Raw genomic sequence first — 15,572 nt, forward strand, 5'->3', positions numbered from 1 at the left:
CCGGTGTCCACGATCACCGCCGACGACACGGTCGTCGCACCGGTCGCGACCGGCTTCTGGACCCGCGCCCGAAAGGTCGGCGCGGGCCTCGCCGCCGCCGGTGTGCTGGCCGCTGTGCTGTTCGGCTCGCTCGCCACGTCACAGACCGTGCGGTTCACGCTGAGCGACGACGCTCAGGGCGCCGCGCTGTCGATCGGCGGCATCGTCGGTGCGATCCTCTTCGGGCTGATCGCCGCCGCCGCGGGCGCCGCCATGTTCGCCGACCGGTGGTTTCCGTGGCTGCTCGGCATCGGCCTCGTCGGCCTGGTCCTGTCGTTCCTGTGCTGGCAGATCAGCGACGCGCCCACCGGGCAAAACTTCATGCCGCTGGTCAACATCGTGCGCGGCACGTTCCTGCTGGCCGTACCGCTGATCTTCGGCGCCCTCGCCGGCGTGCTGTGCGAGCGCTCCGGTGTGGTCAACGTCGCGATCGAGGGCCAGCTGCTGATGGGCGCGTTCGCCGGCGCGCTGGTCGGCACGATGGCGGCCAACGCCTGGGTCGGCCTCGTCGCGGCGGCGCTCGGCGGCGCGTTGATCTCGCTGCTGCTGGCGATCTTCACGATCCGCTACCTGGTCGACCAGGTCGTGATGGGCATCGTGCTCAACCTGTTCGCGCTCGGCCTCACCGGCTTCCTCTACGAGCGGCTGATGCAGACCGACCAGGCCAAGTACAACCAGCCGCCGCACTTCGGCCAGTGGGACATCCCGCTGCTCAAGGAGATCCCGGTGCTGGGGCCGGCGCTCTTCCAGAGCAACATGTTCCTGTACCTCGCGCTGGTTCTCGTGCTCGTCATCCACGTCGGGCTGTTCCGCACCCGCTGGGGTTTGCGCACCCGGTCGGTGGGCGAGCACCCGACGGCGGCCGACACGCTCGGCGTGCGGGTGCTGGGGCTGCGCTACCGCAACGTGCTGCTCGCCGGCGTGGTGGCCGGGATCGGTGGCGCGTCGTACACGCTGCTGCTCTACTCGTTCACCAAGAACATGATCGGCGGCAAGGGCTTCATCGCGCTCGCCGCGCTGATCTTCGGCCGGTGGAGCCCGACGGGCGCGCTGCTGGCCGCGCTCTTCTTCGGCTTCGCCGACCAGCTCGGCGTCTACCTCGGCGCGATCAACAGCGTGATCCCGAGCCAGTTCCTCGCGATGCTGCCGTACCTGGCGACGATCCTCGCTGTCGCCGGCCTGGTCGGCCGGGTCCGCGCGCCTGCCGCTGATGGCAAGCCGTACATAAAGGGGTAAGAAAGACGCGTGGAGATCGACTGGGAGCAGCTGCGCGTGGCGGCTGTGGAAGCAATGCGCAACGCCTACGCGCCGTACTCGAACTACCCGGTCGGGGTGGCCGGGCTTGTCGACGACGGGCGGGTGGTCGTGGGCTGCAATGTGGAGAACGCGTCGTACGGCGTGACGCTCTGTGCCGAATGCGGCATGGTGTCCTCGCTGCACGCGACCGGCGGCGGCCGGCTCGTCGCCGTCTCGTGTGTCGGCGGTGACGGCGAGCCGCTGATGCCGTGCGGCCGCTGCCGGCAGTTGCTGTTCGAGCACGGCGGCCCGGAGTGCCTGGTCGAGGCGGTGCCCCGGCCGCTGCGGGTCGACGAGCTGCTGCCGTACGCGTTCGGCCCGCAGGATCTCGTCGCGGCCGAGGCGTCGAAGGGGCCGAAGGTACCCAGCCGGCTGCTGCGGTGGCGCGGGCGCGGCACCGTCTTCGTGCACCCCGACCTGGCCGCCGGGCAGCGGGTCTGGACCGGTTACTGGGACCGCTCCACCGGCACCGACAGCAAGGAGACCGGCATCCTGGAGGAGGCACCCTCCTGGGGCAACGTCGACGACGCCATCGCGTGGGGCCGGGTGCGTACACCTCGGGTGGTGCTGATCGACGAAGAGGGCAAGATGCGCTGGGTCGGCGAGGGTGACCCGCCGGCGAATGGAGAGTGAGATGGGCTTCGCCGCGGTTGACGTGATCCGCACCAAGCGCGACGGCGGAGCACTGTCCGACGCGCAGATCGACTGGGTGGTCGACGCGTACACCCGGGGCGAGGTCGCCGACGAGCAGATGTCCGCGCTCGCCATGGCGATCCTCCTGCGCGGCATGACGCCGGCGGAGATCGCCCGGTGGACGGCCGCGATGATCGCCAGCGGCGAGCGGCTCGACCTCTCCGCGGTGTCCCGCCCGACCGTCGACAAGCACTCCACCGGCGGCGTGGGCGACAAGATCACGCTGCCGCTGACGCCGCTGGTGGCCGCCTGCGGTGCCGCGGTGCCGCAGCTGTCCGGGCGCGGGCTCGGCCACACCGGCGGCACGCTCGACAAGCTGGAGGCCATCCCGGGGTGGCGGGCGAGCCTGACCAACGAGGAGTTCGTCGCCCAGTTGCGCGACGTGGGCGCGGTCGTCTGCGCGGCCGGCGAGGGTCTGGCGCCCGCCGACCGCAAGCTGTACGCGCTCCGCGACGTCACCGCCACCGTCGAGGCGATCCCGCTCATCGCCAGCTCGATCATGAGCAAGAAGATCGCCGAGGGCACCGGTGCGCTCGTGCTGGACGTCAAGGTCGGCTCCGGGGCGTTCATGAAGTCGGCGGCCGACGCCCGCGAGCTGGCCCGCACGATGGTGGATCTGGGAAAGGCACACGGCGTCGCGACGGTCGCGCTGCTCACCGACATGTCGACGCCGCTCGGGTTCGCGATCGGCAACGCGGTGGAGGTGGCCGAGTCGGTCGAGGTGCTGGCCGGCGGCGGACCGTCCGATGTGGTCGAGCTGACGCTCGCGCTGGCCGACGAGATGGTCGCCGCCGCCGGGCTGCACGTCGACCCGTCGCAGGTGCTGGCGAGCGGCAAGGCGATGGACTCGTGGCGCGCGATGATCCGCGCTCAGGGCGGCGACCCGGCCGCGCCGCTGCCGGTCGCGCGGGAGACCGAGACGGTGCGCGCCGACCGCGACGGCTACGTCTCCACAGTGGACGCACTCGGGATCGGCGTGGCCGCTTGGCGGCTCGGCGCCGGCCGGGCGCGCAAGGAAGACCCGGTGAGCGCCGCGGCCGGCGTGGTGCTGCACAAGCGGCCCGGCGACCCGGTGCGCGCCGGCGAGGCCCTCTTCGAGCTGCGCGCCGACGACGCCAGCCGCATCCCCGCCGCCTTGGCGGAGGCGGCCAGCGCGGTCGAGGTCGCGGACGTCGCCCCGGGCCCGCGCGCCCTGGTCATGGAACGCATCGCCTAGGTCCCAGATGGAGACGCCGCCCCGGACCACGAAGGCAGCTAGTGCGGTGGCCACCTTCACCCAGGCCGGCGAAGCCAGCCAAGGGTTTGTGGCCATCACACTGGAGGTAAAAGGGGTGAGCGCGGCCAGCGGCGGACGGGTGCGGCCGCGGGAGCAACGGCACGGACCACGACGGGCATCGCGGTAGCTCAGATCTGTCTTTTGGGTGGGGGGTGCCCGCCGAAGCCACCCACAGAGTGCGGCGACGCGGGCCCTGACCACCGCTAACGCCGCTGCCGAGATCCATCGGGAAGTGGGCGTGGTGCGGCTCGGCCGAAACGGCTATTCTCCCAGGCCAGGGGGCGCTGCGACGATTGGCAGGGACGTAGACCAGTGGCTGTTCCGGCTCCCGACCCGCGGCACGTGCGCTTGGCCAGCGTCGAGGAGATGCGCCGCCTGCGGCTGCCGCAGCCGCCGCCGCACTTTCCGCTGGTCTGGGAGCCCGGTGACGAGGTCGAGCTGCGGCCGACCGCGGAGATCGAAGCGCGCGCCGCGATCTTGCACGTGGTGCTCGCCCGCTGCTTCGGTATGCCGCCCCAGGCGGCGATGAGCTGGCTGCTCGGCTCGCACCTGGTCGACCAGGTGACGCCACCGGAGTGGCAGTTCGTGATGGGCGGGCGTGGCGACCACCGCTCGTTCGTGCTGCACCACGACGCCGTGTACGCGCTGGCCTGGCTCCTCGGCCTCTCCAAGCACCTCGACCCGGAGCAGGTCGCCGACGACCGGCTGGTGGAGCTGCTGCCCAACCTGCCCGCGGGGGAGACGTTCGCGGAGTGGCGCTCGCGCACGCTGGCCGCGCCCCGCTCGGCGCTCGACGCCGCCACCGTGCTCGACTTCTACTACTGCCTCGACTGGGGCTACCTCGAGGCCGAGCGGATCGGCGCGCCGCTGCCCGGCGAGATCGACGCCAACGCGATCGGCCAGCGGAGGTGGGCCCTGGAGTGGGCGGTGATCTTCCGGGGGCCTTATCACGATCCGCCGGCCGGCTGGGAAGAGGTCGACCTCTCCACGTAGACGCCCAGCCGCACCGAGGCGGTCACGGTGACCGGGCCGTCCAGCGCCACAGGGGTGGTGTGCCACGCGCTCGGTCCCATCCCGACCAGGGTGGCCGCCTCCTGTGGGCTGAGCGTCAGGGTGCGGGTGAGCGCGGTCTCGCCGGCGAGGGCGAAGTGGCCGTCGAGGCTGGCCGCCACCCGCTCGGCCTTGTCCGGGTCGACCTGGAGCAGCGACAGCCGCTGGACGAGCTCGGCGAGGTGGTCCGGACCGGGCGTCACGACCAGCAGTGCCCCGCCCGGCCGCAGCACGCGGCGAAACTCCGGGCCGTTGCGCGGCGCGAACACGTCCAGCACCACCCCGGCCGCCCCGTCCGCCACCGGCAGCCGGCCCCAGGTGTCGCAGAGGGCGGCGCCGGCCCGCGGGTGGGCGCGCGCCGCGCGGCGCAGCGCCGGCTTCGAGACGTCCAGGGCCAGACCGGGCGCGGCCGGCAGGGCGTCCAGCACCGCCGCCAGGTGCCGGCCGGTGCCCGCTCCGGCGTCCAGGACCAGACCGCCTTGGTACGCGGCGCACGCCGCCTCCGCCAAGGCGGCCGAGATGAAGTCGTAGTGCCCGGCGGCCAGGAACTCGGCGCGTGCCGCCACCATGTCGGCGGTGTCGCCCGGGTGCGGGGAGCGCCCGGCGCTCAGGTTGACGTAGCCCTGGCGGGCGATGTCGAAGCTGTGGCCGTGCGGGCAGCGCAGCGCTCCGGGCGCGGTCTCGAGCGGCTCGCCGCAAACCGGGCACCGCAGCTCTGCGACCACGTCAGCGTCCATAATCTTTCCATGGTCGCAATCGCGTACGAGGACATCGTCAAGGCCCCGAAGGCCCTGTTGCATGACCACCTCGACGGCGGGCTCCGCCCGGCGACGATCATCGAGCTGGCGGCCGACGTGGGCCATCCGCTCCCGGCCACCGACCCGGGCGAGCTGGCCAGCTGGTTCGTGTCAGCCTGCGACTCCAGGTCCCTGGAGCGTTACATCGCGACGTTCGAGCACACGGTCGCGGTGATGCAGACCGAGGCGGCGCTGCACCGGGTAGCCGCCGAGTGCGCGCTCGACCTGGCCGACGACGGTGTGGTGTACGCCGAGGTGCGCTTCGCCCCCGAGCAGCACCTGTCCCGCGGGCTCACCCTGGAGCAGGTGGTCGAGGCGGTGCTCGCCGGGTTCGCCGATGGCGCGACGCGTGCGGCTGCCGCGGGCCGGCCGATCCGCATCGGCACGCTGCTCACCGCGATGCGCCACGCGGCCCGCTCGCAGGAGATCGCGGAGCTCGCCGTCCGCTACCGGGACACCGGGGTGGTCGGCTTCGACATCGCGGGCGCGGAGGCCGGCTTCCCGCCCACCCGGCACCTCGACGCGTTCGAGTACCTCCAGCGGGAAAATTTCCACTTCACCATCCACGCCGGCGAGGCCTTCGGGCTGCCGTCGATCTGGCAGGCGATCCAGTGGTGCGGCGCCGACCGGCTGGGCCACGGCGTGCGGATCGTCGACGACATCACCGGTGACGTGCTGGGGCGTCTCGCGGCGTACGTGCGCGACAAGCGCATCCCGCTGGAGCTGTGCCCGTCCTCCAACGTGCAGACCGGCGCGGCGCCGTCGATCGCCGAGCACCCGATCGGCCTGCTGCGCGACCTGCGCTTCCGGGTCACGGTCAACACCGACAACCGCCTGATGAGCGGCACGTCCATGTCTCGGGAGATGGCGCTGCTGGTGGAGGCGTTCGGCTACGGCTGGGCCGAAATGCAGTGGTTTACGATCAATGCGATGAAGAGCGCTTTTATCCCCTTTGACGAGCGCCTCGCGATCATCAACGAGATCATCAAGCCCGCTTACGCGAAGTTGTTGTAGAACGGTGCCTCCGCCCGGTCCTCAACTGTGGCGATTCGGTCAGGCGGGGCGCACCGAGTGGTTGCTTGGCGGTATGCACGCAGTGCGTAAACCGGCACTTCGGCCTTGCCGTCGTTGGCCGGTCGGGCAATGGTCGGCAACGCGGCAGCGTCGCCATCCTTGGCGAGGTGGTCATCACGGCCCAGATCTAGGCGGGACAAGTTGGACAGCACGTGCGGTCACAGTCAGTAATTGAGCGCGGACGCATTGCTATCAATAGCTACCTTCGCCCGATTGCGGGGACGGTTAGGGCGAACCTGGCCTTTCTCTTTGACACGGGTCGTGATGGAATCTCGGGGGTTCGACCCGACCGGGTCGGTCGATGAGCGGTGCCCAGTTTGACGGGCCGGGTGCCGGAGCTGGAGAGGGCGGTGACGTGAGTAAGCAGCCGAAGACGGCGGACTCTGTCATGTCGCGTCTCCGCCGGCCGCTGGGCCGGCTTCGCGATCTCCCGATTTGGTCCAAGCTTGGCCTGATCATGATCGTGCCCACGCTGGCGACGATCGGGGTCGGCACCAACGGCCTCATCGAGCACCTCGGCACGGCAAACGACGCCGACCGAGCGCGCACGCTCTCACAGCTTTCCGAGGCATCCGGCGCTCTGGTGCACAACCTGCAAAACGAGCGGGCCGCCGCGGCGATGCTGCTCGGCGCCACCGATCAGGCCGGCAAGCAGAGGTACAACGAGGCGTACACGAAGGTGCAGCCGACGGTCGACGAGACCAAGCGGCCCTACCAGCAGGAGCGCAACGCGCTCAACGCCGACGACCTCCCGGCCAACTTCCGGGACACGCTCACCACGATCGACCAGCGCCTCGCGGACCTGCCCGCGATCCGCAGCCAGGTGACCAACGCCAAGCTCCAGCTCAGCCAGACCACCAACAACTACACGACGCTGCTCACGAGCCTGATCTCGGTGCGCGACTCGGCGGCACAGCTCGCCGGCGACACGACCCTCGGCGACCAGATGCGCGCCGGGGCCGCGCTCGCCCGCTACAAGGAGTTCATCTCCCAGGAGCGGATCGTCGGCCTCAGCATCATCAGCACCGGCGCGTTCACGCCCAACCTGCGTAGGGAGTACATCGAGACGCAGACCGGGCAGGAGCAGGCGGTGCAGGCGTTCAAGGCGGTCGCCACCAGCACCGACGGCGAGTTCTTCGACCAGACGGTCGCCGGCTCCGACCTGCGCAAGGTCGAGGGCTACGCGGGCTACCTGCAAAGCCTCGCCGGCTCCGACACGAGTGACCGGCCGTTCGACGCGGCGAGCTGGGATACGGCGCTGCTGGCGAAGGCCGACCTGGTCCGCGAGGTCGAGACCTCCGTCGACGGCGAGATCGTCGACCGCGCCACCACGCTGCGTGACCAGGAGTACGAGCAGCTGCTCGTCGAGGCCGGCGTGCTGCTCGGCGTCCTCCTGCTCGCGATCCTCTTCGCCTGGGCGGTCGCCCGCTCGATGGCCCGGTCGCTGCGCGAGCTGCGGCACGGCGCGCTCTCCGTCGCCCAGTACGGGCTGCCGCAGGCCGTCTCCCGCCTCCGCGACCCGGCCCTGTCCAGCCAGCTCTCGCCGGTGCAGGTGGCCAACCAGATCGCCGAGCCGCTGCCGGTCCGGAGCAAGGACGAGTTCGGGCAGGTGACCGAGGCGTTCAACGCCGTCCACCTCGAGGCCGTCCGCACCGCCGCCGAGCAGGCCGCGCTGCGCGCCTCCGTCGCGACGATGTTCGTCAACCTGGCCCGCCGTTCGCAGATCCTGGTCGACCGGCTGATCGGCCACCTCGACCGGCTGGAGCGCGGTGAGGAAGACCCGGACCGCCTGGCCGAGCTCTTCCAGCTCGACCACCTGGCCACCCGGATGCGCCGCAACGACGAAAACCTCCTGGTCCTCGCCGGTGCCGACTCCACCCGCGTCCAGCGCGAGCCGGCCGCCCTCATCGACGTGCTGCGGGCCGCCCAGTCCGAGGTCGAGCACTACACGCGCATCGAGTTCGGCGTGATCGACCGCGACATCGAGGTCGCCTCCAGCGCGGTCAACGACCTCGTCCACCTGGTCGCCGAGCTGTTCGACAACGCCACCGCGTTCTCGCCGCCCGACTCGCACGTCATGGTCGAGGCGCGCCGGGTCGGCGACCGCGCCGTGCTGTACGTCGAGGACCGCGGCATCGGCATCACGCCCGACCAGATGCACGACCTCAACGAGCGGCTCGCCACGCCGCCGTTGGTCGACGTCGCCGTTTCCCGGATGATGGGCCTCGTCGTGGTCGCGCGGCTGGCCGCCCGCCACGGCGTCAAGGTCGAGCTGCGGCCGGCTAGCGAGCGTGGCACCGTTGCCGACGTGACCCTGCCGACATCGGTGCTCGTGCCGCGCGCGCTCTCCGGGCGCAACGAGCCGGGTGTGCCGCAGTTCCAGGGCACCCCGCATACCGCACCGCCGACGCCGATGCCGGTGCCGGTGCAGCGCCCGCCACTGGGCCCCACGCCGCTGGCCCTGGAAAGTGGTCCGCCCTCCGTCCCGCCCGGGCGGCCGTTCGACCCCGCCCCGCTCAACGGTGGCCGCATGGTCGGCCCCTCGGGTCCGCCGCAGCGGTCGATGCCCGCCTGGTCCGACCTCACCGGCGCGGCCTCGGCGCCCAACGGCACCACCAACGGCTCGGGCACGATGTTCAGCCCGCGTACGCCGACGAACGGCCAGCCGGGCGACCCGCTGCCGCAGCGTCGGGGCCAGCAGGACCACTGGACCGTCGACGGCGAGGTGACCAGCGCCCCTCCGGCGCCGGGCATCCCGCGCCAGATCCCGGCCAATCCGGAGACGCGCGGCGGCTTCCCGCCGGTGCCGCCGGTGTCCGCTCCGCCCGTGCCGCCGGTTTCCGCGCCGCCGGTCCCGCCGCAGGCTCAGGTGCCGCCGCCCGCGTCGGCGCCACCGGTGACCCCGTCCCGGCCCACCCAGGCCACGCCGCCGGTCGTGCCGGCCTCTTCGGCGCCGCCGGCCTGGCCGCCGGTCAGCGCGGCGGAGACGGGCCCGACGACCACGCCACCGGTCCCGGAAAAGCTCGCCGCGGCGCTCGACATGACCGCCGAGCTGCCCAAGGTCACCAGCCGAAACGACCCGAGCGCGACCACTCCGCCGGCCGCTGCCACGCCCGCGTCCGAGGCGACCGCCCCGGCGCCGGCCGCGGCCACGGGGCCGACGACCGCCGCACAGGCCGGGCAGGCGGCCAAGCCGCGGTTCGCAGACGAGACCATGGAGCTGCCGATCTTCCGCGAGTTGGAGTCGGCCTGGTTCCGCACCGGGCGGCGTGCTGCGCCAGAGGAGCCGCGCACACCGTCCGCGCCAAACGGTGACTTCGTCACCGTCGACGCCGCACGACCGGCCAGCCCCGCCCCACAGGGCACCCCGACGGCCAGCGCGCCCACCGCCACACCGGTGCCCGCCGCGGCCACGCGCCCGTCCGTCCCGCCACCCTCCGGTGGCAACGGCAACGGCGCGCGCCGGGAGCCAGCGGGCGGCTGGCAGACCGCCGCTGACGACGGCTGGCGCGCCGCCAGCGCCGCGGCTGAGCGGCCGGCCGCCGAGACCACCCAGGCCGGGCTCCCCAAGCGGGTGCCGATGGCTCAGCTCGTGCCCGGTGGGGTGGACAAGGGCGCCGCTGCCGTGCAGCGTCGTACACCAGAGGCGGTGCGCGGTCTGCTGTCCGCGTACCACCGAGGGGTGCAGCGTGGTCGCACGCACCCCAAGGACGACCAGCCGACACCTTCGGGGGAGACCCCGCAGACCGGTTTGGGCCCCGCGGCCGGGAGCGGCCAGAAGGAGCATGAGGGATGACAACAACGCAGGATCTCGGCTGGCTACTCGCCAACTTCGCCGATCGGGTGCCGGGCGTGGCCCACGCGGTCGCGGTGTCCGCCGACGGTCTGCTGCTGGCAGCGTCGCGTGATCTTCCGCGCGACCGGGCAGACCAGCTCGCGGCCATCGCGTCAGGGCTCGTCAGCCTCACCCAGGGAGCGGCGCGGTGCTTCGAGGGCGGCGCGGTGCTCCAGACAGTGGTCGAGATGGACAACGGCTTCCTGTTCCTGATGTCGATCTCGGACGGCTCCTCCTTCGCCGTGTTGGCAGCGCGCAGCTCCGACGTCGGCCAGGTCGGCTACGAGATGGCGCTGCTCGTCGACCGCGTGGGCGACGCGCTGACGCCCGCTCCGCGTACGACCGCGGGCATGTTGGGTTGAGCGCACAAGCGGTCCGACACGGGGGGCCGCTGATGCACGGATTCTGTTCGAGATTTGTTCGGGTCGACAGGAGGGGGTGAACGGCGATGATGGCGGAACGCGACGAGCCGACCGGTGCGCTGGTGCGACCATATGCCGTTACCCGCGGCCGGACCCGTCCCAGGCTTGAGATCGCGCTCGAGGCGCTCGTGGAGACCACCGTAAGAGGACGGTCCGCGGGCAATACGAAGGGCGGTCAGGGCCGGGAGCATCAATACATCGCCGCGCTCTGTGACGGCCGGCTGCAATCGCTCGCGGAGATCGCGGCGCGGATGCAGCTACCGCTCGGGGTGGCCCGGGTCCTCATCGCCGACATGGCCGCCGACGGCCTGCTCGCGGTGTACGAGCCGACGTCCCTCGACGACGCCAACGACGCGGTGGGCACTGAATTGCTGGAGAGGGTGCTGAGTGGACTTCGCAGGCTCTGACATGTCGCAACGCCCGCCGCTGACGGGGCGCGTGACGTCGGCGAAGATCGTCATCGCCGGTGGGTTCGGCGTTGGCAAGACGACACTGGTCGGCTCGGTTTCGGAGATCACGCCGTTGACCACCGAGGCGATCATGACGTCTGCCGGCGTCGGCGTGGATGACACCCGGCAGGTGCCGGGCAAGACAACCACCACGGTGGCCATGGACTTCGGCCGCATCTCGATCGACCGCGACCTGATCCTCTACCTGTTCGGCACCCCCGGCCAGACCCGTTTCTGGTTCATGTGGGACGAGCTGGTACGCGGGGCCATCGGCGCGGTCGTGCTCGTCGACACGCGCCGACTCGCCGACTGCTTCGCGGCGATCGACTTCTTCGAGCACCGGCGGCTGCCGTACCTGGTCGCCATCAACTGCTTCGACGGCATGCAGTACCACGACCCGCAGGACGTGCGCGACGCGCTCGCCATCTCCAGCGAGATCCCCGTGGTCAGCTGCGACGCCCGCAACCGCGAGTCCACAAAGCACGTGCTCATCTCCCTTGTGGAGTACGTGCTGAGCATGCGCCGCTCCCGGGCGGTAGCACCCGCCTGAGGGCTCGCCACACCTCGCCGCCGGCGGGCCGATGCCCGTCGGCGGCTGCGTGCCATGTGGATATACCCCGGTCCGCGTCACCTGCGGACCGCATGCTCCCGCGGGCACCGCTCCGGCCGGCGGCTCGCCAGCGCTCGCCGAAACCCCGGCCTCCGCTGCCATGTCCGCGGCACAAGCCCGCAGGCAAGGCCATGATCGGCGGCTAGTCCGGCGGTTGTGCGTCGAGCCGTGCCCTTGCTGCTTTCCCCGATGATCGTTCGCCCGATACCCACACTCTTGCCGGCGTGTCGCGTCGTTTCCGGGCGAACGATCATGACGCCGCCCACACGCCGAGCCGCATCCCCCACCAGTGGAAGGGTGGGCCGGCTACCGCCGGTCATGGTGTTCGCGGCCCGGTCAACCCCCGAGTCGCAGCCAGCGTGCTCCCACCGCAACCACCCACCAACAACGCGAAAACAAGGCGAGGCGCCCCCGGTCCGGAGCCTGGGGCCCCCCGCCGGAGGCGCACCAACCACAACCCGAAAGGAACGGAGAAGCGGATCAAACTCCAAAGTCGAGCGGCCCCTATGGGCCCCGTCCGCCTCACCGACGGACCGTATGTTCCCGCGGGCACCGCTCCGGCCGGCGGCTCGCCAGCGCTCGCCGAAACCCCCGGCCGTGCACTGCCAGGTCCGCGGGACAAGCCCCGAAGGGTCTTCGCGGCCCTAACTCTGCCATCCTGACGCAGCGTAACCAGCCAATGGGGGCGAGACTTCGAGATCTTGGAGACGTAGGGTTGAAATAGCGCCTTACTCTCCCAGATCCCGAATCTCGCGCCGTTCACACCGCCGCAGCGGTTACTCTCGGCGACGGAACCCTTGTTGCTTTCCCGGATCGCCGATCCGGGAACAGGCATTGTGGACAAACGTCGACCACTGCCTGGCACAAGCTCATCCCCCCGCCCCTTCTCGCCGGGCCGGTTGCGCGCAGGGATGAGCGTGACCAACGGCGGACGGGTGAGGCCGCGGGAGCAGCGGTCTGGACCACGACGGACATCGCGGTAGCTCTGGTTCGCCTCGGAGCCGCACAGGCCGAGGCCACCTCGACCCCGCGAGAGCTTCGCGGGGCCGGGGGTGTGAGGGTTAGGAGCGGTAGCCGGCGGAGCGGTACTCGTCTTCGCGGTCTACCGAGTCGCGGCTGAAGTCCCAGCCGCCCGCGGACTCGCGGCCCGGGCGGCCGCCGACCGCGTACCCGCCGATCTCCTGCCCGCGACGCCAGCCGCGGAAGTAGCCGGTCGTGTGGGCGGCGATGCTCTGCGCGTCGCGGACGATGCGCAGCGGGCGCTCCTCGCGGGGCGGTAGGGCGGAGCCGGGCACCAGGTTGGCCTGGGGTACGCGGCGGGGCAGGCCCGAGGTGGTCTCGGCGCCCACGGACGGCGTGGCGGCCTGTGAGGCGGCGCGCCAGCCGGTGTCGGCGGACGAGGTCCAGTCGATCTGGTTTTCGTCCTCCGGGTGGCCGACGAACCACGCGGAGCGGGTCTGCGCGAAGATCAGCAGGTCGCCGTCGCCCTCTTCGGCCACTGGCACGGCGCTGCGCTCCACCGCGCGCCGGGAGCGGGCGGTGCGGGCACCGCGGTCGCTCGTCTCGGCGTCGACGAGGCGCAGGGACGGGGCGTCCAGCGCGGTCATGCCGGTGAGCGGGCGGTCGTCGAGCGCGCGGTCGGCCAGCGGTGGCGGCTCCACCAGGCGCAGCATCGGCGGCTCCTGGGGCAGGTCGTCCGCCTGCCACGGCGGCTTTACGCGGCCGTCCGTAGCGGCCTGCTGAGCGGGCCGGTCGAGCTCGCTGTAGCCCGAGTAGGGTTGGTCGCCGTTTGCCCGCTGGTGGGCCCCTCCGCGGGCCGCCGGCTCAGCGTCGAGACGCGATCGCGCCGCTGGCTCGGCGTCGAGACGGGACCGGGTCGCTGGCTCGGCGTCGAGACGGGACCGGGTCGCTGGCTCGGCGTCGAGACGGGACCGCGCCGCTGGCTCGGCGTCGAGACGCGATCGGGTCGCCGGCTCCGCGTCGAGACGCGATCGCGCTGCCGGCTCGGCGTCGAGGCGGGACCGGGAGGCCAGCTCGGCGTCGAGGCGGGACGGGGCTGCCGGCTCGTCTCGGCGCGACCGGGTGGGCAGGTCGGCGTCGGAGCGGGACCGGGCCGCCGGCTCGTCGAGGCGGGACCGTGAGGGCTCGGTGTCCAAACGGGAGCGGTCGTTGTCGGACGAGTTGACCAAAGGCCAGGCGGCGCGGGAGCCGGGCTCGGGCGCGTGTCGCGGCAAGGGCACGCTCAAATCCGTAGCACCAAAACCACCGGGAGTGGGCGAGACACCCTGGTCGGGCGGCGGTGCGTCGTGCCGGGTGTTGGGGCGCGGCGGGATCGGCGTGGGGCGCTGGCGCTCGGCGCGCGCGTTGTTGATCGCGGCGGTGGTGAGCGTCGCGCGGAACGGCTCGCCGCTGTCGGCCGGCGCCAGACCACGCTGGCTAGGCACCACGGCGGCGGGCGCGATCGGCGTGATGCCGGGCGGCGGAGGCGGCGGCGCGGAGACGGGCCTGTTGCTCACCGGCTCGGGGTGGTGCGCCGGCTCCGGCGGGCGCGGCGGCTCGGGCCGGGAAAGCGGCATCGCGATCTGTGCGGTGTCGGCCATGCCGTTGCCATACACCGTCGGGGGCGCCGGCCGCGCGGGCGGCGCCGAGGAGCGGATCGGCAGCGGCGTGGGCGCGCTGATGGCCGCCGGGGCCATCGGGCGGCTCGCCGGGGGCGGCGCCACGGGCGGGCGCACGACCGGCTCGGCCGAGGCGGCCGGAGCGAGTGGCGGCGCGGAGGCCGGAGCGACCGGCGGCGCGGACGCCGGTGCCATCGGCGGGGCCGAGGCTGGCGCGGCCGCGGGGCGGGCGGGCGGCTCGGCGTGACGGCGGCCGGTGTCTCCACCGCGCGCGGCGGCGGGGCGGTTGACCGGCGGGGGCGCGACCGGCGGGCGGGTAACGGGCGCGGGCGCTACCGGCGGCGTGGTCAGCGCCTGCGGGATCGCGGGGGCGGCGCTCGCGGCGGCGGGCTCGGGGCGGGCCCGGCGGCCCACACGGGTCGGCGCGGGCTCCTCGGCCGGCGGGCGGACGGCGTGCAGGCCGGCGCCGGTCGGTGCGGCGGACTGGGCCGTGCCAGCCGTCGACCGGCGCAGCGTGCGGCGCGTGGCCGTCGTGGCCGGAGGGGCGGTCAGGCGGGCGCTCAGCGTCGAGATGAGGGCGTCGCAGCCGAGGTCACAGGCACGCACGGCGGCGACCGCCTGGCGCACGGTCTCGGAGATCGCCGGCACCAGCGCCTTGCTCGTGCTGCCGCGGCGCGGGGTCTCGGCGATGGCCACCCGCAGCGCCGTGATCTTTTCGGAGACCGTCTCGGCGTCGGCGATGCCCTCGGCGGCGAGCTGGCTGATCACGGCGTCGGTGGCGGAGGTGGACTCGCGCCCCCGGCCGGTGGCGGTGCCGTTGAGCAGGCTCGGCTCGGGCAGGGCATCGAGCACCGCGAGTGACACCGGCTCGGCCGGGTCGGGGTACGCGCGCAAGGCGGCCGGGTAGAGCTCGCGAAGCACCTCGCGCAGCGCGACAGCGGCGGAGAGCCGGCCGTTGCAGAGTGCGGCGTGTGCGGCGAGTACCGGCTTGTAGGCCAACAGGTCACGCGGGACGGGCAGGACGACCGCGGAGAGGGCACCGGCCTGGAGGGCGCGCGCGAGGCCGACCGCACGCCGCTCGGCGGCGGGAGACTCCATCTCCTCCACCGATTCGTCATCGGCGAAGCGCTCTGCGTAATCGTCGACCGCGTCGTCGTCGGCGATGGCGAGCGGGCGCCCGGCTGCGGTGAGGAGCGACGGGACCAGGTGATCGTCGCTGTCCGCGGCGATCGCCACCCCGGTCGGCCCGCTGGAACGCTCCACGAGCAGCGCGCCCAGCTGGGCATAACCCCCAGGGTCGTCGCTGACCTCGCAGACGTCGAGCAGTCGCCCCGCGTCATCGACGACAGCGACCGTCAAACGAGACTCGGCCGCCGACGCCAGACCGCAGTACACGCGCACGAGCGCCACGGC

11 protein-coding genes are annotated in these 15,572 nt (G+C 72.7%); 9 read left to right on the forward strand and 2 right to left on the reverse strand.

Annotation, left to right across the window (positions count from 1 at the left end; all coding sequences use genetic code 11):
- Window positions 1-3 precede the first annotated feature (3 nt).
- The 4 genes from ACTMTJ_RS30905 to ACTMTJ_RS30920 all read left to right on the forward strand — a co-directional run bounded on the left by ACTMTJ_RS30905 (window position 4) and on the right by ACTMTJ_RS30920 (window position 4,297).
- Window positions 4-1,275, forward strand: a complete 1,272-nt coding sequence (locus ACTMTJ_RS30905) for an ABC transporter permease (RefSeq protein ID WP_441222126.1) — start codon at window positions 4-6, stop codon at window positions 1,273-1,275.
- A 9-nt stretch (window positions 1,276-1,284) separates the two neighbouring features.
- Entirely contained in the window at window positions 1,285-1,968 is a 684-nt protein-coding gene (locus ACTMTJ_RS30910) for a cytidine deaminase (RefSeq protein ID WP_441222128.1), read from the forward strand.
- The gene (locus ACTMTJ_RS30915; protein ID WP_441222130.1) at window positions 1,958-3,244 is read left to right on the forward strand and encodes a thymidine phosphorylase; all 1,287 of its coding nucleotides are present in this window, start codon (window positions 1,958-1,960) and stop codon (window positions 3,242-3,244) included. Before ACTMTJ_RS30910 ends, ACTMTJ_RS30915 begins: the two co-directional genes overlap by 11 nt.
- 426 nt (window positions 3,245-3,670) lie before the next feature.
- Complete coding sequence (locus ACTMTJ_RS30920) at window positions 3,671-4,297, forward strand: DUF4272 domain-containing protein (RefSeq protein WP_441222263.1); 627 nt, start codon at window positions 3,671-3,673, stop codon at window positions 4,295-4,297.
- Here ACTMTJ_RS30920 and ACTMTJ_RS30925 read toward each other — a convergent pair.
- On the reverse strand, window positions 4,252-5,091 hold the full coding sequence (locus tag ACTMTJ_RS30925) for a putative RNA methyltransferase (protein WP_441222132.1): 840 nt from the start codon (window positions 5,089-5,091) through the stop codon (window positions 4,252-4,254). The genes ACTMTJ_RS30920 and ACTMTJ_RS30925 overlap by 46 nt on opposite strands.
- 9 nt (window positions 5,092-5,100) lie before the next feature.
- Between ACTMTJ_RS30925 and ACTMTJ_RS30930 the strand changes: the two genes are divergently transcribed.
- The 5 genes from ACTMTJ_RS30930 to ACTMTJ_RS30950 all read left to right on the forward strand — a co-directional run bounded on the left by ACTMTJ_RS30930 (window position 5,101) and on the right by ACTMTJ_RS30950 (window position 11,481).
- Window positions 5,101-6,165 (forward strand): adenosine deaminase, encoded by a 1,065-nt coding sequence (locus ACTMTJ_RS30930; protein WP_441222134.1) that lies wholly within the window; start codon window positions 5,101-5,103, stop codon window positions 6,163-6,165.
- Window positions 6,166-6,580: 415 nt separating this feature from the next.
- Window positions 6,581-10,021, forward strand: coding sequence for a nitrate- and nitrite sensing domain-containing protein (locus ACTMTJ_RS30935; protein ID WP_441222136.1), 3,441 nt, complete (start codon window positions 6,581-6,583; stop codon window positions 10,019-10,021).
- Window positions 10,018-10,422 carry a roadblock/LC7 domain-containing protein gene (locus tag ACTMTJ_RS30940; protein WP_441222138.1) on the forward strand — a complete coding sequence of 135 codons (405 nt, stop codon included), beginning with the start codon at window positions 10,018-10,020 and terminating at the stop codon, window positions 10,420-10,422. Before ACTMTJ_RS30935 ends, ACTMTJ_RS30940 begins: the two co-directional genes overlap by 4 nt.
- A gap of 89 nt (window positions 10,423-10,511) precedes the next feature.
- Entirely contained in the window at window positions 10,512-10,889 is a 378-nt protein-coding gene (locus ACTMTJ_RS30945; RefSeq protein ID WP_441222264.1) for a DUF742 domain-containing protein, read from the forward strand.
- Between the two features lies 1 nt (window position 10,890).
- Window positions 10,891-11,481, forward strand: a complete 591-nt coding sequence (locus ACTMTJ_RS30950; RefSeq protein WP_173040105.1) for a GTP-binding protein — start codon at window positions 10,891-10,893, stop codon at window positions 11,479-11,481.
- Between the two features lie 1,121 nt (window positions 11,482-12,602).
- On the opposite strand, the gene ACTMTJ_RS30955 is transcribed toward ACTMTJ_RS30950, so the two are convergent.
- Window positions 12,603-15,569 (reverse strand): transposase, encoded by a 2,967-nt coding sequence (locus ACTMTJ_RS30955; protein WP_441222140.1) that lies wholly within the window; start codon window positions 15,567-15,569, stop codon window positions 12,603-12,605.
- Between the last annotated feature and the right edge of the window lie 3 nt (window positions 15,570-15,572).

The sequence above is a fragment of the Phytohabitans sp. LJ34 genome (assembly GCF_052068095.1).
GTDB lineage: Bacteria > Actinomycetota > Actinomycetes > Mycobacteriales > Micromonosporaceae > Phytohabitans.

Excerpts from the sequence above, each read along its gene's own strand:
- ACTMTJ_RS30915 (WP_441222130.1), top strand. The coding sequence starts at position 1,958 with ATGGAGAGTGAGATGGGCTTCGCCGCGGTTGACGTGATCCGCACCAAG.
- ACTMTJ_RS30920 (WP_441222263.1), top strand. The coding sequence starts at position 3,671 with ATGCGCCGCCTGCGGCTGCCGCAGCCGCCGCCGCACTTTCCGCTGGTC.
- ACTMTJ_RS30925 (WP_441222132.1), bottom strand. The coding sequence starts at position 5,091 with ATGGACGCTGACGTGGTCGCAGAGCTGCGGTGCCCGGTTTGCGGCGAG.
- ACTMTJ_RS30930 (WP_441222134.1), top strand. The coding sequence starts at position 5,101 with ATGGTCGCAATCGCGTACGAGGACATCGTCAAGGCCCCGAAGGCCCTG.
- ACTMTJ_RS30940 (WP_441222138.1), top strand. The coding sequence starts at position 10,018 with ATGACAACAACGCAGGATCTCGGCTGGCTACTCGCCAACTTCGCCGAT.
- ACTMTJ_RS30945 (WP_441222264.1), top strand. The coding sequence starts at position 10,512 with ATGGCGGAACGCGACGAGCCGACCGGTGCGCTGGTGCGACCATATGCC.
- ACTMTJ_RS30950 (WP_173040105.1), top strand. The coding sequence starts at position 10,891 with ATGTCGCAACGCCCGCCGCTGACGGGGCGCGTGACGTCGGCGAAGATC.